The 17,259-nt window shown below is 64.1% G+C and carries 14 protein-coding genes; 4 read left to right on the top strand and 10 right to left on the bottom strand.

Translation table 11 applies throughout. From position 1 onward, the window contains the following. Positions 1–31 precede the first annotated feature (31 nt). The gene (locus tag EJ070_RS35595; RefSeq protein ID WP_189350272.1) at positions 32–565 is read right to left on the bottom strand and encodes an OmpA family protein; all 534 of its coding nucleotides are present in this window, start codon (positions 563–565) and stop codon (positions 32–34) included. A gap of 173 nt (positions 566–738) precedes the next feature. Between EJ070_RS35595 and EJ070_RS35600 the strand changes: the two genes are divergently transcribed. After that, complete coding sequence (locus EJ070_RS35600) at positions 739–1,305, top strand: hypothetical protein (RefSeq protein WP_126095529.1); 567 nt, start codon at positions 739–741, stop codon at positions 1,303–1,305. 547 nt (positions 1,306–1,852) lie between these two features. On the opposite strand, the gene EJ070_RS35610 is transcribed toward EJ070_RS35600, so the two are convergent. Continuing rightward, positions 1,853–4,402: a caspase family protein gene (locus EJ070_RS35610; protein WP_126095530.1), complete on the bottom strand. Its 2,550-nt coding sequence runs from the start codon at positions 4,400–4,402 to the stop codon at positions 1,853–1,855. A gap of 245 nt (positions 4,403–4,647) precedes the next feature. Here EJ070_RS35610 and hutH point away from each other — a divergent pair, with 245 nt between their 5' ends. Then, entirely contained in the window at positions 4,648–6,144 is a 1,497-nt protein-coding gene (gene hutH / locus EJ070_RS35615; protein WP_126095531.1) for a histidine ammonia-lyase, read from the top strand. A gap of 28 nt (positions 6,145–6,172) precedes the next feature. On the opposite strand, the gene fghA is transcribed toward hutH, so the two are convergent. After that, a complete protein-coding gene (gene fghA, locus EJ070_RS35620; RefSeq protein WP_126095532.1) occupies positions 6,173–7,012 on the bottom strand; it encodes an S-formylglutathione hydrolase in 840 nt (279 codons plus the stop codon). A 100-nt stretch (positions 7,013–7,112) separates the two neighbouring features. Continuing rightward, positions 7,113–9,182, bottom strand: coding sequence for an NAD(P)-binding protein (locus EJ070_RS35625; protein WP_126095533.1), 2,070 nt, complete (start codon positions 9,180–9,182; stop codon positions 7,113–7,115). 222 nt (positions 9,183–9,404) lie between these two features. Between EJ070_RS35625 and argE the strand changes: the two genes are divergently transcribed. After that, positions 9,405–10,562, top strand: coding sequence for an acetylornithine deacetylase (gene argE / locus EJ070_RS35630; RefSeq protein WP_126095534.1), 1,158 nt, complete (start codon positions 9,405–9,407; stop codon positions 10,560–10,562). A 6-nt stretch (positions 10,563–10,568) separates the two neighbouring features. Here the strand turns inward: argE and EJ070_RS35635 are convergent, their stop codons facing one another. From EJ070_RS35635 to EJ070_RS35650, 5 genes are all read right to left on the bottom strand, one after another. Further along, positions 10,569–11,504 carry a LysR family transcriptional regulator gene (locus tag EJ070_RS35635; protein WP_126095535.1) on the bottom strand — a complete coding sequence of 312 codons (936 nt, stop codon included), beginning with the start codon at positions 11,502–11,504 and terminating at the stop codon, positions 10,569–10,571. Positions 11,505–11,613: 109 nt separating this feature from the next. Further along, complete coding sequence (locus EJ070_RS36600; RefSeq protein WP_189350756.1) at positions 11,614–11,790, bottom strand: hypothetical protein; 177 nt, start codon at positions 11,788–11,790, stop codon at positions 11,614–11,616. Between the two features lie 21 nt (positions 11,791–11,811). Next, positions 11,812–12,486, bottom strand: a complete 675-nt coding sequence (locus EJ070_RS35640) for a DUF1028 domain-containing protein (protein ID WP_126095536.1) — start codon at positions 12,484–12,486, stop codon at positions 11,812–11,814. A 5-nt stretch (positions 12,487–12,491) separates the two neighbouring features. Then, the gene (locus EJ070_RS35645) at positions 12,492–12,908 is read right to left on the bottom strand and encodes a RidA family protein (protein WP_126095537.1); all 417 of its coding nucleotides are present in this window, start codon (positions 12,906–12,908) and stop codon (positions 12,492–12,494) included. Positions 12,909–12,952: 44 nt separating this feature from the next. Next, complete coding sequence (locus EJ070_RS35650) at positions 12,953–14,227, bottom strand: NAD(P)/FAD-dependent oxidoreductase (RefSeq protein ID WP_126095538.1); 1,275 nt, start codon at positions 14,225–14,227, stop codon at positions 12,953–12,955. A 301-nt stretch (positions 14,228–14,528) separates the two neighbouring features. Between EJ070_RS35650 and EJ070_RS35655 the strand changes: the two genes are divergently transcribed. Continuing rightward, positions 14,529–16,241 carry a GMC family oxidoreductase N-terminal domain-containing protein gene (locus EJ070_RS35655; protein ID WP_245464772.1) on the top strand — a complete coding sequence of 571 codons (1,713 nt, stop codon included), beginning with the start codon at positions 14,529–14,531 and terminating at the stop codon, positions 16,239–16,241. 166 nt (positions 16,242–16,407) lie between these two features. Here the strand turns inward: EJ070_RS35655 and EJ070_RS35665 are convergent, their stop codons facing one another. Beyond that, positions 16,408–17,166, bottom strand: coding sequence for an ABC transporter ATP-binding protein (locus tag EJ070_RS35665; RefSeq protein WP_198540192.1), 759 nt, complete (start codon positions 17,164–17,166; stop codon positions 16,408–16,410). Positions 17,167–17,259: the final 93 nt, after the last annotated feature.

Genomic DNA, 17,259 nt, shown 5'->3' on the forward strand with positions numbered 1-17,259 from the left:
GTGTACCGAGCGGTGACTTGTGCCGGCGCCTCTATTCCGTCCTGATCCGCATCTCCACCCGGCGGTTGACCGGATCGTAAGGGTTGGCGACGCGCGGGTGCGATTTGCCCACGCCGATCGCTTCGAGCCGGGTAGCCTGAACCCCGTTCGCCGTCAGGAAAGCGGCCACCGATTGCGCCCTTCTTTGCGACAGGTCCTGATTGTAGCGATCCGAGCCGGAAGCATCGGTGTGGCCTTCGACGACGAAGCTGAACGTGCTCAGCCGGTTGTCCCTCAGTGCCTTGGCGAACTCGTCGAGTTCGGTGCGCGCGGTCTGGTCGAGCTGGGCGGAATCCAGGGCGAAATTGATCATCATGTCGAGCCCGGTCTTGTTGGGAGCCGCGCTCTTTTCGTTCTTGCTCTTGCACTCTTCCTCGGTGCCGACGCAAATCCCGCGCGACGCGCCGAGTTTGCCCTGGCCGGCGAAGAACTTCACGATGTCTTCCGATTTCTGAAGCGGATCAGCGGAAACGTGCGTCGAAAAAAGCACGGCCGCCAATGCAAAGGCTGAACTGGCCCACCGCATGACCATTACTCCCTGTTTGAGCGGATTTCGCTACTATGAACCATATCAAATTTCGCGGCGGCTGTCTGTGAACAAACACACGCTGAGAGCGGCCTGCGTCTGCTACGTTTGAGGCTTGACCAGCGCCCCCGCCGGGGTTTCAGTACCTCTATTCCTAGTGAGGGCGGGCAGCCATGGCCAACAGGCTCCGGTTCAGGACGGCGCGGGATCTTTTCGGCGCTTGCCCTGCCATCGCTCGTGATATGAAGGCCACTCCCACCGACCAGCCCTCGATCGAGTTTTGCCGCGCCCTGCTGGCCGGGCGCGTCCCCGAAGAGGCAATCACATTCTGTGCTTATCTGCTGCCCGAGCGGGCCGGGGTCTGGTGGGCGCACGAGTGCCTGAGCAACCTTGCGGAGCTTCTCGGCGACAACGACCTCGAATTGCTGGCGCTTGTCCACGACTGGGTGGGCGAACCCGGCAACCCCGACCATCGCGCGGCGGTCGCCCAGGCCGTGGAGGTGCCCCCGGCGACGCCCGTTTCCTGGATCGCCCTGGCGGCTGGCTGGCGCGACAGCAATCTGGCCATCGACCAGGCGGCGGCCGGATTTCCAGCCGCCCATGCCGTCAGCGCGGGGATCCTGGCCGGGCTGGCGAGGGTATCGCTGGCGGACCGTTTTGCCGTTCTCTCCGCCTTTGTTGAAATGGGCATCGAGATGGCGGAATTGGAAGCACAGCAGCAAGCGGCCGATGCGTATTAGATTTGTTCCGCTGAATCGACCATGGAACGCCCCCACAGGACAACGCGATCTCTGATACCGGCACGTGACTGGAGCACAGAGCAGTTGCTATTGCTTGGCGAGCGGTTCGAACAGTCGTCAGCAAGGTGAAGACATCGGCTTAACCCTTGCGGATGCACGTCGTTGCGCCGGTAATCCCACAAACAGGCTGCGATCACGAATAGGCTTTTTTGAAGTCAACCTCCGCCCCAGTTTCCTCCGCCGCCACTACTTCCACCGCTGCTGCCTCCAGTTCCGCCTCCGCCGCCGATAGCAGGAATGACCGGGGGTGGTGTTTCAGGGTTTTCCGTAGCCGGTTTGATCAGCTTCCTAGCGATCACTTTTTTCTGCTTTACGATCTTTGGCGCGGTCTTCGTCCGAACGACCTTCGGCTTAGGCTTGGCTGTCAGCGTCGGCTCGACTTTAGGCGCCATGGAGGTACAGCCGGCCACCGCTGCCGCTACGCCGGACAGAACCGCTGCGATCACTACTTGCTTCAATGCCCGGCCCACAGTTACCTCCTCGTTGCTCAAAACACGTCCCGACGCGGATTCGCTTCTTCCCAAACCTTCCTGGCCACCGTGACCAACTGGGTGTCCAGCGGACCCGACATAGGGATCTTCGACTTGAGCTGTTGGCGCAGTTCGTTCAAAGCGGTCGTTTTTGCTTTCGCGCCGAATTTTGCGAGTGTCTTCTCGACGTCCGGCAGTTCTTTGCGAAAATCGAGCGCAGCCGCGAATGCAAGGAAGCGCACGGCAGTGGCTTGGTCGGCTTTGTCACCCTTCTGCATTTCAAGAACAGCGCGATCATAGGCACCGAACTGATCGCCTCGCGCGGTTCCCAACTCGAACAGCCTTTGCGCTTCGTCGAGGTTCTGCGTCACCCCAACGCCGTCTCTGTACATGCGTGCAAGACTGGCAGGGGCATAGGGTTGGCCCAGATCAATCGCCTTCTGGAAAAGCGCCTGCGCCTGTTTTGGGTCCTTCTCGACGCCGCGCCCGGAAAGATAGTTGCGGCCGAGAAGGTTCATCGAATACATGTCCTGCCGCTCGACACCCGCCCTGAGGAAGGCAACGGCGCGGGCGGTGTCGGCGGGCACACCGTTGCTGCCCTCCGCGAAGATCGCTGCGAGTGCGTTCATGGCATAGGTGTGGCCCATCGCCGCCGCCTTGAGCATCAGGTCCAGCCCCTTGCCGGTGTCGCGCTCGACGCCGTTGCCTGTGAATAGGATGCGCCCCCACGCAGTCATCCCGTAGGGATCACCCTTTTCCGACGCAGCCTTGTACAAGGCATTGGCCTGAGATCGGTCGACAGTTGTTCCAGTTCCTGTGAAATACATATACCCAAGCTCGAACACCGCGCGGACGTGCCCCTTGTCGGCGGCCTCCTGAATCGCCTTCTTGGCCTCGTCGACCTTACCGACAACAAGCAGCGCACGCCCGAGTTCGTAGCGGAAGCGGGCGACGTCGGGATAGGCTTTCACCGCCGCCCGGCAGACGTCCACGGCGTTGCTGCTGATTTCGTTCGGCAGCAGGCCGGGAACGACGCCCTGCAGGTCGAGAGGCTCGCCAGCCTCTCTGTCGCAGGGCTCGACGCTTGGGGACAGCTTCATCGTCGCCCGCTTTGACGAAGCGTTGTCAGCCCTGATCTCGACGCCGACTATGAGCGGTTTGGCTTCACCTATCTGGGGTTCGTAGCGCAAATGGTCGACCTCATCGGCCATCAGGCTGGAATCCGGAGTCAGGGTTCGATCCGGCAGCGACAGCGTTCCCGTTGCCGGATAGCTCGCGAGCTTCAGGCTGACCGCGGGATCCTTGGTCGGGAAATCCAGCTTCAGCGGCACCGGGCCGACACCGACCGGGACGGCAATATCGCGCTTTTCGATCGCCTCGGCGGCGCCGGTGATGTGGATGCCGCGCTCCAGCACCTGCTGCTTCTGTTCGGCCTCGAGCGAGGCCATGAGCTGCTGCCCCTCGGCGCCCTCGCCATTCTTGACGCGGAACACCAGGATGCCCTGGGATCCGCCGCCCCAATTGTCGCGCGTGGCATAGGCCAGCATGTCGACCTCTTCCTGCGCGCCGGAGCCCTTCGGCACGTCCATCTCGAGGCGCGGCAGATCCTTGCCGGCAATCGGCTCGCCCGTTGCGACAGGCTTGCCGTCCAGCATCAGTCGTCCAAGCGCAGGCGGCCGTTCGATGCTGACGGTGATTGCACCGCCGTCGACATCGACCGGTTCGGGCAGGTCCAGAGCGACAGGCCCGACGCCGGACGGCACGACCTTTTCCAGCACCGGCGGCAGCGCAGGACGGTTGGCGCGGCGCATCAGCACGACCTCGTCGATCAGCGAGGAGTTTTCCCAGGGAACCTGCTTGCCGTCAGTGGCCTTGACCACGTCGCGGCGAACCGCCGCCATCACCGTGCGTATCTCCTGGTTGGGCGCCAGCGCGCGGCGGGAAAAGGCGGACGAGAATGGACTGAGGTCGCCGGTTCCGTCATAGGCAACCGCTCCCGGCTCGGTGGCGAAGGCGATCAGCGTATTCAAGGAGCTCTTCACCTGCGCCAGGCCGGCGCCACCCGCTGCGATCAGCTGGTCCCGCAGCCAATAGTCCTTGCGCGGAAACGGATTGTTGCGGCAGGCATCGAGGATGATCACTTGGATCTTCGACTTGGAGCGCATCTGCTCCAGCACGTCGTCGAGCTTGATGGCCTGGACCTCTATGTCGGCCGCAGCCTTCAGCGAAGCGTCGACCGGGATGAGAAAATTCTCGCCGCCGATTTGGAAGCCGTGGCCGGAATAATAAACGACCGCCAAATCCGCGCCGTCGGCCGCGGCGAGATAGTTGCGGAACTGCTCCTCGAACTGAAGCTTGGTGAGGTCCTTGGCGACGAACACGTCGAAGCCGGCCAGCCGGAACGTGTTCGACACATCCTCGGCATCCTTGTCCGGGTTCTTGAGGGCCGGGATGTCGCGGTATTCGGAATTGCCGATCACAAAGGCAACCCGGCGATCGGCATGGGCTTCGAACGCCGTGAAGCTCACGAGGATCAAGGCTGCAAGGAACGCGCAGCATCGCAGCATGGCAAATCCTTAACTGCTATGACCTGTCGGCCACAGCAATGCAGCTTGCGGCGCCGAGGTCTGTTAAAGAGTTCACAATCTGCCGGGATCGAAGCAGACCGCATCCATAACGACGGCGGTCATGCGTCTCATCCAATCAAGTTCTAAAATACTCCAGAGGCACAGGCGTCGCAATGACACTGCGCCGTGTCGAGGAGCGGCGTGGCACATTTGCACGGCACCGATCTTGGGATAGATGCAAGGACATGACAGCCAGGGTGATAGTCCTCGACGCCAGGCCGCTCAGCGCGGCCGATGTCGCCGAGATCGCGCGGCGCAACGCCCGCCTCGTGCTGGGCGAGGAGGCCATGCGTCGCATCCGCGCCAGCCGCGCGCTCATCGAGCGCCTTACTCAGCTCGGCAAGCCGCTCTATGGCGTCACCACCGGCCTTGGCGCCTGTGTCGACACCCCGCTTGCCGAGGCCGATCTGATCGCCTTCCAGTACAGCGTGCCGCTCAGCCACTCGATGGGCGCCGGCCCGGCCCTGCCGACTGAGGCGGTGCGGGCGCTGATGACGGCGCGCATTTGCGGCATGGCCGCCGGCGGCACCGGCGCCTCCGAGCGGGTTGTCATGGGCCTGGTTGCGGCGCTCAACGCCGGTGTCCACCCGGTGATACCCAGTTGGGGATCGATCGGGGCGGCCGACCTTGCTCCTCTCGGCCATATGGCGAGGGCGCTCGGCGGCGACGGCGAGGCCGAATTCCAGGGCAGGATCATGCCGGCTGCCGAAGCGCTGAAGCTTGCCGGGCTCGAGCCGCTCGACCTGCGTGAAAAGGACGGCCACGCCATCATCGTGGCGAACAGCCTTTCCACCGGAACGGCGTGCCTGGCGCTCGAAGACGTCGCCTGCCTCATCGACTGGTCGCTGGCGGCCGTGGCCCTCAACTACGAGGCGTTCCGGGCGTCCCTCAAGGCAATCGACGAGGATGCGTTGGCCGCGCGGCCGGCATTCGGGCAATGCGAGATCGGCGCGCGGCTCAGGGCGGAACTGTACGGAAGCGGGCTTTGGCACGAGACCGCCGCCCGGCGACTGCAGGACCCGCTCAGTTTCCGCTGCGTGCCGCAGATGTGGGGCGGCCTGCTCAACGCATTCGAGCAGGCCAGGCTGGCGACGGAGATCGAGCTCGGCCATTCCGGCGACAACCCGGTGATCCTGCCGGCGGCTGAGCGGGTGGTTTCAAACGGCAATTTCGACCTGACGGCCTTCACGCTGGCCTGGGAACAGCTCGGCCAGGCTCTGGCGCATTGCGCGGTCGCCACCGCCAACCGCTCGATGAAGCTGATGTCGCCGACGGTGGCGGAACTGCCGCGCTTCCTGTCGGCCAGGGGCGGGAGCCGCCAGGGCTACGCGGAACTGCAGAAACCGGTCGCGGCACTGGAGGCCGAGATCCGGCACCTCGCCAATCCGATGTCGCTCAGCCCGCTCGCGGTTTCGGACGGCATCGAGGACCAGTCGTCGATGGCGCCCCGGGTGGTGGCCAAGACCGCCGGCATCATCGAGCGCCTGCGCTACCTCGTTGCGATGGAACTGATCTTCGCGGCGACAGGCGTGGAATTGCGCGGCGTGGTCGACAGCATGGGCGAAGGCCCGCAACGCAGCTATGCCGCCGTGCGCGCGCTCGTCGCCCCGCTCGACGACGACCGCGAGATGAGCGCGGACATGGCGCGGGTCGCGCGGATGATGGCGGGGCCGCGTTTCTAGGCCGGGCCTCGTCCTGTGAGGCCCGTTCTTACTTCGATGCCAGCCGCGCCGCGTGCCACTTCAGATGGTCGTCCATGAAGGTCGAGATGAAGTTGTAGGAATGGTCGTAGCCTTCCTGCATGCGCAGCGTCAGCGCGATGCCCGCCTTCCTGCAGGCGTCCTCGAGCAGCCATGGGCGCAAGCCATCCTGCAGGAAGCCGTCGGCCGTGCCCTGGTCGACGAGCAGCTCACCGTAACGACAGCCATCCTCGATGAGCAGCGTGGCGTCATAGGCGCGCCAGCTCCTTTCGTCCGGTCCCAGATATTTCTCGAATGCCGGCCGAGACCAGCCCGCCGTCGTCGGCTGCACGATCGGCGCGAAGGCCGAACAGCTCCGGAAGCGCTCGGGATTCCTCAGCGCGATCGTCAGCGCGCCGTGCCCGCCCATCGAATGGCCGAAGATCGACTGGCGCGACATGTCGACCGGAAAATTGGCGGCGACGAGCGCCGGCAATTCCTCGGTAACGTAGGAGTACATGCGGTAGTTTTTCGCATAAGGCGGCTGCGTGGCGTCGAGGTAGAAGCCGGCGCCGCAGCCGAACTGCCAATTGTCCTTTTCGTCCGGCACATCAGGGCCGCGCGGGCTGGTGTCGGGGCATACGATGACGAGCCCCAGCTCGGCGGCCATGCGGCGGTATTCGCCCTTGTCCATGACGTTGGCGTGCGTGCAAGTGAGGCCCGACAGGTACCAAAGGACCGGCACATGGCCTTCGGCGGCCTGGGGCGGCGCGAAGACGGCAAAGGTCATGTCGCAGGCGCAAGCCTGCGAGGCATGCGAGTAGACGCCCTGGACGCCGCCATGCGATTTGGACGTGGAAAGGACTTTCATCGGCTCCGCCTCCTGTCAGCTATCTCGGGCCCGGCATAGCCGCCGGACCTCGCAATCGCAACCTTGCGCCTTGCAAAACGGCGTAATCGAGCTCCAACGCCTAGTCCGCCGCCAGCGCCGCCACCTCCCGCCGGAAAGGCAGAGCGTCGCCGATATCGGGTTCGTCCAGCTCGCGGGCGAATCGATGGCCGGCATAGGTTGCCCAAGCGATCGGTCCCGGCGCTTCGGCGTCGCCGATGGCCTTGACCGAACGGATGCCATTGCCGGCCCACTCGTTTTCCCGCGCCTTGAGCTCGCGCCAAACGGCGTCGTCCTGATTGCGCGACGTGACCAGAACGACGGCATCGGCAGCCAGGTCCTGTTTCGCGCCGGTGTAGACGCAAGCCGTCACGACGCCGCCTGAGGCTATATTCGCGACGATCCGGTTGAGGACGATATCTACTCCCAGCTCCGCCAGGCGGCGGTGGATGGCCCCCTGCTCCAGCGTGTTGCGTGTCCAGTCCGAGACATAGGCCGACGGGGTCACCAGGGTCACCTTTGCGCCCTGACGCGCCATCAGCTCGGCGAGGACGCCTCCCATGTAGTAGTGATCGTCGTCGAAGAGCACGACGTTGCCGCCCGGCACCTTGCCGTCCATCAGATCGTCGGGCGTGTAGACCGTTATGGCGGCGTCGATCGGCATCGGCACAACATGGGCGCGCGCGACGCCGTCACGCCGCCAGGTCGATCCGGTCGCGACGGCGACGTTCTGGAATCCGAAGGACAGGATGTCGTCGGCCGTCAGCCGGCTTGCGAAATAGATGTCGACATTCGGCATCTGGCTGAGCTGATACTGCCGGTAGTCGCGCACCCGGCCCCAGGCCGACAGGCCCGGAAGCCGGCTCTCGCGCGCCACGCGTCCGCCGAGCTCGGTGCCCGCTTCCGCTATGGCCACCTGGTAGCCGCGCAGGCCGAGCGCACGGGCGGCCTCCAGTCCGGCCGGCCCGGCGCCGACGATCAGCACGCTGTCGCTGTCGCCCTTGGCCTGCATGCGCTCCGGATGCCAGCCCTTGCGCCATTCCTCCATGAAGGTCGGGTTCTGCGTGCAGCGCGAGATCGACATCGTCATGTCGCCGGTGATGCAGATGTTGCAGCCGATGCATTCGCGGATGTCCTCGATGCGGCCCTCCTCGATCTTCCTCGGCAGGAAGGGATCGGCGATCGACGGGCGGGCGCAGCCGATGAAGTCGAGCGTGCCCGACCTGATCATCCTGACCATCACGTCGGGCGAAGTGAAGCGGCCAACGCCGACGACCGGCTTCGAGGTCAGCTTCTTGATGCCGGAGACGAGGCTCTCCTGCGCGGCCTCTTCCTTGAAGCGCGACGGTCCCGAGCAATCCTCCCAGGCGCCATGGGCAAGATCCCAGAGATCAGGCAGGTCGGCATGCATCTCGATCATGTCGCGGACTTCCGAGTTGGCGAAGCCAAGCTCACTGATCATCTCGTCCAGCGACAGCCTGAGCGTCAGGCCGCAGGTGTCGCCGATCGCGTCGCGCCCTTCCTCGATCAGCTCGCGCATCAGCCGCGAGCGGTTTTCCAGCGAGCCGCCATATTCGTCGCCGCGCTGGTTGGTGGCGGTGGACAGAAAGTGCTGGATGATGCCGAAGCCGTGCGCGCCGTAGAGGCAGACCAGGTCGAAACCCGCCTGCCTGGCGCGCTTGAAGGCATTGCGGTGCCAGCGGCGCAGGTCGCGGATATCCTGCTTGTCCATGGCGCGCGCCTGCACCGGGTCGTTGGTGAAGGTGCGGATCGGCAGGGCCGACGGCCCGCGCGGAACCTCCTTTGTGTAGAGGTTGGGACCGTTGATGCCGGAATAGGCGAGCTGGATGCCGGCCAGCGCGCCGTGCTCGTGCATAGCTCTCGCCATCTTCGCCAGGGCCGGAATGTCGGCGTCGTCCCATAGCCGCAGTTCAATGAAGGGCGTGATCTCGGAGGTATGATGCATCTCCGTCTGCTCGGTGAAGATGACGCCCCATCCGCCTTCCGATTTGGTGCGGCGCATCTCGGCCGCGGCCGACGGATCGCGATAGCCGCCGCCATTGCAGTGGGGAACCTGATAGAAGCGGTTCTTGGCCGTCACCGGGCCGATCTTCATCGGTTCGAACAGAATGTCGTAGCGCGGGTCGCGCATATCACTTCCCTCCTGTCGGCTGGCGCTGCGGGTGCTGCTGGGACTACTCATAGGTTGGCGCGGGTGCGGGAAAACTATGGATTTCTTCTGTGCGGATTAGGACGCGCCTAATCGCGTGCTTCCGTGGATTAGTCTCAAATGAACCGGGGCTGAGCCAAATGCGACTTCAGAGCGGCCGCGGCACGATGCTACACCGCCGGCAGCGGCAACGGGACAAGAGAGATGGACAGCATCAGGATACTCGAACGGCTGATCGCCTTCCCGACAGTAAGCCGCGATTCGAACCTCGACCTCATCGGCTATGCGGCGGACCTGCTCGGCGCGAATGGCATTGCCTGCCAGATCATTCACAGCCCCGACGGTCACAAGGCCAACCTCTTTGCCACGATCGGCCCGACCGACAAGCCCGGCATCATGCTGTCCGGCCATACCGACGTCGTTCCCGTCGACGGACAGAACTGGACGCTGCCTCCATTCGCGATGACCGAACGCGACGGCAAGCTCTACGGGCGCGGCGCGGCGGACATGAAGGGCTTTGTGGCCTCAGCGCTCGCGGCCTGCCTCAAGGCCTCGACGATAGCGCTTCGGACGCCCTTGCATCTCGCGCTCTCCTATGACGAGGAGGTCGGCTGCCTGGGCGTGCGCGGCCTGATCGAAATGCTGAGTGCTGCGCCGCAACGCCCGCTGCTGTGCATCGTCGGCGAGCCGACCAACATGCAGGTGGCGACGGGGCACAAGGGCAAGCTTGCGGCTCGCGCCGTCTGCAGGGGGCGAGAAGGCCATTCGGCGCTGGCTCCGCTGGCGCTCAACGCCATCCATCTCGGCTGCGACTTCGTGCGCTCCTTGCGTGACGAACAGGACCGGCTGACGCGCGAAGGCGCGCGCGACGGCGATTACGACATTCCCTACACGACCGTGCATGTCGGCAAGATCAATGCCGGCGTGGCGCTCAACATCGTGCCCAACCTTTGCCAGGTCGATTTCGAGATCCGCAACGTCGCCGCCGACGATGCCGCCGTCATTCTCGACAGGCTGCGCATTGCTGCGGCGCGCATTGCCGCCGACGCCGCTTCGATCGCGGCCGAAGCGGCGATCGACATCGAGATCACCAACACCTATCCGGGACTCGACACGCCGGCCGCTTCGGAAGCAGTGGCCTTCGTCAAATCGCTGACCGGCGCCAACGACACGATGAAAGTCGCTTTCGGCACGGAAGGCGGATTGTTCAGCCGCGATCTCGGCACGCCGGCCGTCGTCTGCGGACCGGGTTCCATGGCACAGGGACACAAGCCGGACGAATTTGTCAGTGTTGAACAGTTGCGGCGTTGCGACGGGATGCTGGAGCGGCTGCTGTCGCGGCTCGCCGACGGCTGGCCGTGATATCGCCTATTTGACGATGCGTTCGGTGCCGAAGACGCCTTGCTCGACGACGAAGCGGCGACAGTGATCGATGAAGGCCTGCACCGTCAGCGTGCGGTGCTCGGCATTCGGCAGCGCAATTCCCATGGTCAGCGGCCTGATGTCGCCCAGCAGGGGCACGAAGACCAGCAATTTGCCGTCCGGCGACATGGTGTTGAGCGGCCGCATGTTGGCGATACCGTAGCCGAAGCCGTTGGCGACCATCGAGCGCATCACGGCGATGTCGCCGGTGCGCTCGGCGATCTTGGGCCGCAGGCCCTTGGGTTGGAAGGCCGAGAGGAAATATTCCCTGCTGTAGGGCAGGTCGAGAAGCACCATCGGCTCATCGACCAGTTCCTCCGGCGTGATGCTCGCCCTGCCCGCCAGGCGATGCGCGGCCGGCAGCATCACATAGGCTGGCAGTTGCATCAGCGGCTCGAACGTCATGTCCTGCGACAGTTCGAGATCGTAGGTGAGTGCTGCGTCTATCTCGCCACGCTGCAGCATCTCGAACAATTGCCCCTGGTTGCGCTCGAACTGCCTGACGCGCACGTCCGGATAGGCGTCCTCGAATTTCCTGCGCAGCGTCGGCAGCACGATCTGCGCGAAGGTGAGCAGGCAGCCGATAGCCAACGGTCCGCGCACCTTTTCGGCGATATCGCCGGCAATGTCGTGCAGCGCGTCCGCGTCGTTGAGCAGCCGCGCGGCTTCCTTGAGGAACAGGCGCCCTCCCGCGGTCAGCGCAAGTGCATGCGAGTGCTTGCGCACGAAGAGCTGGACGCCGAATTCCGCTTCGAGCTGGGCTATCGACGCCGAGATCGACGGCGGCGAGACATTCACCTGCTCGGCCGCCTTGGCGATCGAGCCGGCTTCGCCGACGGCGACGAAGTATTCGAGTTGTCTGAGGGTAAAGCGGAGCGGCATCGTTCTATGTTGCCGGTTTGCACCCGGTGATCAAGTCACGGCCGCTCCTCGGTACTTGATCCAGGTGGTCTTCAACGCCGTGTATTTGTCGAGCACGTGCAGCGATAGATCACGCCCGAAGCCGGACTGGAGGCGACCCCGGCGAACGTCGCTCCGTGGCCGGATTGATGCTGGCGAAAGTCCGGCGGGAACGCGCAGGCACCGGCTTGCCGTCGATGAATGCCTTGTCGCGGAAACGGATCGCGGCCGCCTTGCCCACCCATTCCTTGTGGCTGAGGTCTCTCATGCCGGTTCCAGACTGTCGGGACTACTCGTCACCGGGAACGCCGTAACTCGGCGCGTCAGACGGGTTGAGGGCACGGGTGACGTAGGCATCGAGCTGGGGCTTGTAGATTTCCCATAAAGTTGCCAACTGCTCGATCGGACACTCCTCGGTCCAGTCGCAACGCAGGTCGGCGACGGGCCACGAAACATCGCGCACCAGCTTCATGCCGGCGGAGCGGACAGGCCCTGCCTCGCCGCCAGCATGAAGCGCCGCCCGCATCGTGGCGATCAGCCGGTCGCCAAGGTTGCCTTCGGAGGCGAGGAAGGCATCGACCATGGCCTGCGGAATGCCGTCATTCGCAAGCAGGTTGCCGCCGCAGGCGACGTCCTCGCCGCGCGCCTCGGCCCAGATTTCAAGTGCCTTCGGCCCTGAATGGATTGCGCTGACGCCCGCGGTGTCGACAGCCAGTATCTGCCGGTATTCAATGAAAGCTCCGGTCCGTTTCAGGATCGCGACGGCCTCAGTGGCGGAGGCGCCGCGCGCCATCAACTCCAATGCCCGAGGCCCAAGCGTCGGGTCGGTGACGTTCTGGCTGGCGACGGCGCCGACGCCGGCCTGCGCGTAGGCGCAACGGGCCGCGACGGCGGGAGACGACGAGGACACCGCCACCCCGAACATGCCCGTGCGCCGGCATCGCGCGACGATGGAAAAGGTCATCGCGCTCAGTCCGGAATGACGGCGGTGCCGTCGATCTCGACCAGCCATTCCGGCCGAGCGAGGGCCGACACGACCAGGCCGGTCGAAACCGGATGCACGCCTTTGATGTATTCGCCCATCGTCTGGTAGACGGCTTCGCGATGCCGGACATCGGTCAGGTAGATCACCACCTTCACCAGATGGTCCATCGTGCCGCCGCATTCCTCGATGAGCTGCTTGATGTTTTGCATGACCTTGTGGGTCTGCTCGACCGGATCGTGGCTGTCGATGTTCTTGGCGGTATCGAGATCCTGCGGGCATTGGCCGCGCAGATAGACGGTGCGGCCGCCCCGCGTGACCACCGCCTGGCAGAGATCGTTGTCGAGCTTCTGCTCGGGATAGGTATCCTTGGTGTTGAAGGGGCGAATTCGCGTATGCGCCATCTTTGTCTCCATCAGGTCGGGCTCGCGGCCGTCGTCAGCTCTGGTCAGGCATCCACGGTCTCGCGCTTCGCTGCAGCGTGGTAGGCCAGATATTTGCGCTGCGTGGAGATGCGGTCCGCCAGGTGCTTGGCATCGTGCCATACGCCCCAGATAAAACTCGACCCTCTTCGCGACTGCCAGGGCAGACCAAGGAAATAGATCCCTGGCTCGGTCGAGACGCCGCGCTGGTGCCTTGGCCGGCCCTTCTCGTCGAAAGCATCGACCTTCAGCCAGCTGTAGTCGACGGCAAAGCCCGTCGCCCAGATGATCGACACTATGCCGGCTTCGGCCAGATCGAGCTCGCGGATCGGATTGGTCACGCATTCCGGATCGGGCTCGATCCGGCGAGCGGCGGGCTCTTCCGGGAGGTCAAGACCGTTCAGCGTTACATAAGCGTCGGCTTCGTCCAGCAGCGACATCAGGCTGGCGTCGCCGCGTGCGATATTGTTCGCAAGATCGGGCGCGAAGGTCATCACGCCGTCGTGATACGCCTTCGTCATGCCGACCAGGGTCAGGCCCTGCGCGGCCAGACGACGGAAATCGATCGTTTCGCCGCCGCGTGCGCCGCTCACCGCGATCGTGACGTGTTCGGTGCCGGGTCCCGGCGTTTCGACATCCCATTTGCCGAGGACTCCCAGCCACCAGCAGAAATCGCGCCCGCGATAGGCCCGCGGTGGGCGATCGTGCGGGCCGACCGAAAGATAGACGCGCCTGCCGGCGCGTTGGAGTTCGTCGGCGATCTGTACGCCCGATGATCCCGCGCCGACCACCAGCACTGCGCCTTTCGGCAACTGCGCGGGGTTGCGGTAGGCGCTGGAATGGATCTGCAGGACACCCGCATCGCCAGGAACAACAGGCGGAATGACGGGGATCTGGAAAGGTCCGGTCGCGGCGACGACGCTGTTGGCTTCGATCACACCATCCGACGTCTCGACGCGGAATCCGGGCCGACCGACATTTCTTTGCACGAGCTTGACCTCCACGCCGCAGCGGATCGGCGCATCGATCTGCTTCGCGTAGGCGACAAAATAATCGGCGACCTCTTCCTTGGGGGGAAAGCCGTCAGGACCAGTCCGCGCAAATTCCATGCCCGGGAACCGGTCATGCCAGGCCGGGCCATTGGCGACCAGGGAGTCCCACCGCTGTGAGCGCCAGCGCTCGGCGATCCGGCCGCGCTCGAGAATGAGATGAGGCACCCTGCATTTGGTCAGGTGCTCGCTCATAGCCACTCCCGCCTGGCCGCCGCCAACGACAAGCGTGTCTATCGTCTCAACCGACATGCTCAGTCCTTTTCTGACCATCCGACAGCTTCCGCCGCGCGGGATGAAAACCGATTTTCGACGGCAGGTAGACGCAGCCCAAGGTGACCCCGTTCGCCGTGTTCTGGACAAGCAGCCGCGCCATCCGACCGTCTCTCTATTGCAGCCGACAAGTAGCAGCAGGTGCCGGTAGGCGCACATAACGAATCTCCGAAGTCACGCGTAACCATTTCCGAATTTCTCGCACCGATCGGCGCACCTAGAGTTCCAGCGGTCGGATCGATCGACACCGCTGCATGAGGTGACGGGCGAAGCCGGATACATGTCGGCACGGAACTGGTTTCGGAACAGGAATGCGCTTCCGCGCGACCCGTTCCGCCATGCCTCGAGCGCCGACATCCTCGAAGGGCTGGGCATGAAGACTGAGAACTATGACTACATCGTCGTCGGCGCGGGTTCGGCCGGTTGCGTGGTGGCCAATCGGCTGAGCGCCGATCCGTCGGTCAAGGTGTGCCTGATAGAGGCCGGCGGCAGCGACAACAGCCTTCGGGTCAAGGTGCCGGCGGGCATCCTGTCGCTCTACGGCAACCCGAACTACGACTATTGTTTCGTCGGCGTGCCGCAGCCTCATCTCAACAACCGCAGAATTCCGGTCAACCGCGGCAAGACGCTGGGCGGATCGAGCTCGATCAACTCGATGGTCTATATTCGCGGCGCCGCCGAGGATTATGACGAGTGGGCCGGGCTCGGCTGCGCCGGCTGGGCCTACAGCGACGTGCTGCCTGTCTTCAAGAAGCTGGAGCGCAATCTGATCGCCCAGGATCCGCGCTATCACGGCACCGACGGAGAGCTGCTGGTCGACAATCCGCGCGATCCGAACGTGCTTTCCACCATGTTCGTGAAGGCCGGCCAGAATGCCGGCCTGCCTGCCAATACGGACTTCAATGCCGAGAGCCAGTTCGGCGTCGGCATCTACAACGTCACGCAGGACCGGGGTCAGCGCTTCAGCAGCTTCAGCGCTTTCATGCGCCCGGTGCTCGATCGCAAGAACCTGACGCTGCTCAGCGAATGCGAGGTGATCGACCTTGTCGTTGCCGAGGGACGCGCGACGGGAATGCGCGTTCGGCATGAGGGCGAGCAAAAGATACTCTCGGCCAGCCGCGAGATCGTGCTCTCGGCCGGAGCGATCAACTCGCCCAAGATTCTGATGGCGTCCGGCATCGGCCCGGCAGACGAGCTCCGGCAGATCGGCATCACGCCGGTGCTCGACCTGCCGGGCGTCGGCAAGAACCTGCAAGATCATGTCGACGGCATGATCACCGTGCGATCCAGGAGCACCAAGACGCTCGGCCTGTCGATCGCCAACCTGCCACGCATGGCGGCCGCACCCTTCCAGTATTTCGCGCGCCGCAAGGGCATGCTCACCACCAACTATGTCGAAGCCGGGGGCTTTGCCAAAACCAGGCACGCGAACGGGCTTCCCGACATCCAGTTCCATTTCGTGCCGGGCTATCGCAGCCATCGCGGCAGGCTGATCGAGTACGGCCACGGCTACGCCATTCACACCTGCGTGCTCAGACCGAAAAGCGTGGGCGAGATCAAATTGTCGCGGGACAGTTCCCGCCGGGACGTCCTCATCGACCACCGCTTCTTCGCGGATGAAGAGGACTCCAAGGTGCTGGTCGAAGGCATCAAGATCGCACGCAAGATCCTTGCCGCATCCGAGTTCGATGAGGTGCGCGGCAAGGAGATGCTTCCGGGCAAGGATGTCCGCAGCGACGACGAAATCCTCGCCTATCTGCGCGCCGAAGCGCTGACCGTCTACCACCCGGTAGGAACCTGCAAGATGGGAGCCGACGCAATGGCCGTCGTCGATCCGACGACGCTGAAGGTGCATGGCATGGATGGGCTCCGCGTCGCCGACGCCTCCGTCATGCCGAAGCTGATCGGCGGCAACACGAACGCGCCTAGCATGATGATCGGGCAGATGGCTTCGGAGATGATCCTCGGCGCGGCGCATCGCGGCGAAAGGTAAAGATCGCCTCGCCTTTCGAAATTGGGCAGTTCGGCATTTCGCTGCACTGCCCAACTGTTTGCTCTTAGAGCAGTCCAGCTTTTCACAGAAACGCTAAACTGCTCTAAATATTTGTTTTTACGCAATTCCGGGCGGAAAACCGTTACACACTTTTCCTGGAATTGCTCTAGTGATCCTCGTCGATCTCGTCGTGCAAAAGGCCGAGGATGCGGCGCTTGAGCGCGATGAAGTCGGGCTCAAGGATCACGTCCATCGAGCGCGGCCGGGGGATGTCGACCTTGATCTCGGCCTTGATCTTGCCGGGCCGGGCCGTCATCACCAGCACGCGGTCGCCCAGAACCAGCGCCTCGTCGATATCGTGGGTGACGAAGAGCACCGTCTTCTGCTGCCGTTCCCAGACGCGCAAGAGCAGTTTCTGCATGGTGCCGCGCGTCTGGCTGTCGAGGGCGCCGAAGGGCTCGTCCATCAAGAGAACGGCCGGGTCGTTGGCAAGGGCGCGCGCGATCGCCACGCGTTGCTTCATGCCGCCCGAAAGCTGCGCGGGGTAATGATCCGCAAAGGGCGCGAGGCCGACCTCGTTGAGATACTGGTCGACGATTTGCTTGCGCTGCTCCGCGGGCAGGCCCTTGCGTTTCGGCCCGTATTCGATGTTGGCGCGGACCGTCAGCCAGGGAAACAAGGTGTAGCTCTGGAACACCATGCCTCTGTCGGGGCCGGGTTCGATCACCTCCCTTCCATCGACTTTGATGCTGCCCGAGGTCGCGTCGTTGAGGCCGGCCGCGAGGTAGAGCAGGCTGGATTTGCCGCATCCCGAAGGGCCGACGATGACGCAGAATTCGTTCCTGGCCACTTTCAGCGACACATCGTCCAGCGCCAGCACGCCGTTGGCGTCGCCGTAACGCAGTGTCACGTCTTCGATGGCCATCGTGGTGCCGGCCGAACGCGGATCGCCAGTTGCATAGGCCGTACCGGCCGGATTGTTCGCGTCGATGGTATCGGTCATCACTACCCTTGATCC

The organism is Mesorhizobium sp. M1E.F.Ca.ET.045.02.1.1, from assembly GCF_003952485.1.
In the GTDB taxonomy this organism is placed as follows: domain Bacteria; phylum Pseudomonadota; class Alphaproteobacteria; order Rhizobiales; family Rhizobiaceae; genus Mesorhizobium.

Bases quoted from the DNA above. Each gene is read 5' to 3' on its own strand.
- EJ070_RS35595 (WP_189350272.1), bottom strand. From the start codon at position 565: ATGCGGTGGGCCAGTTCAGCCTTTGCATTGGCGGCCGTGCTTTTTTCG.
- EJ070_RS35600 (WP_126095529.1), top strand. From the start codon at position 739: ATGGCCAACAGGCTCCGGTTCAGGACGGCGCGGGATCTTTTCGGCGCT.
- EJ070_RS35610 (WP_126095530.1), bottom strand. From the start codon at position 4,402: ATGCTGCGATGCTGCGCGTTCCTTGCAGCCTTGATCCTCGTGAGCTTC.
- hutH (WP_126095531.1), top strand. From the start codon at position 4,648: ATGACAGCCAGGGTGATAGTCCTCGACGCCAGGCCGCTCAGCGCGGCC.
- fghA (WP_126095532.1), bottom strand. From the start codon at position 7,012: ATGAAAGTCCTTTCCACGTCCAAATCGCATGGCGGCGTCCAGGGCGTC.
- EJ070_RS35625 (WP_126095533.1), bottom strand. From the start codon at position 9,182: ATGCGCGACCCGCGCTACGACATTCTGTTCGAACCGATGAAGATCGGC.
- argE (WP_126095534.1), top strand. From the start codon at position 9,405: ATGGACAGCATCAGGATACTCGAACGGCTGATCGCCTTCCCGACAGTA.
- EJ070_RS35635 (WP_126095535.1), bottom strand. From the start codon at position 11,504: ATGCCGCTCCGCTTTACCCTCAGACAACTCGAATACTTCGTCGCCGTC.
- EJ070_RS36600 (WP_189350756.1), bottom strand. From the start codon at position 11,790: ATGAGAGACCTCAGCCACAAGGAATGGGTGGGCAAGGCGGCCGCGATC.
- EJ070_RS35640 (WP_126095536.1), bottom strand. From the start codon at position 12,486: ATGACCTTTTCCATCGTCGCGCGATGCCGGCGCACGGGCATGTTCGGG.
- EJ070_RS35645 (WP_126095537.1), bottom strand. From the start codon at position 12,908: ATGGCGCATACGCGAATTCGCCCCTTCAACACCAAGGATACCTATCCC.
- EJ070_RS35650 (WP_126095538.1), bottom strand. From the start codon at position 14,227: ATGTCGGTTGAGACGATAGACACGCTTGTCGTTGGCGGCGGCCAGGCG.
- EJ070_RS35655 (WP_245464772.1), top strand. From the start codon at position 14,529: ATGTCGGCACGGAACTGGTTTCGGAACAGGAATGCGCTTCCGCGCGAC.
- EJ070_RS35665 (WP_198540192.1), bottom strand. From the start codon at position 17,166: ATGGCCATCGAAGACGTGACACTGCGTTACGGCGACGCCAACGGCGTG.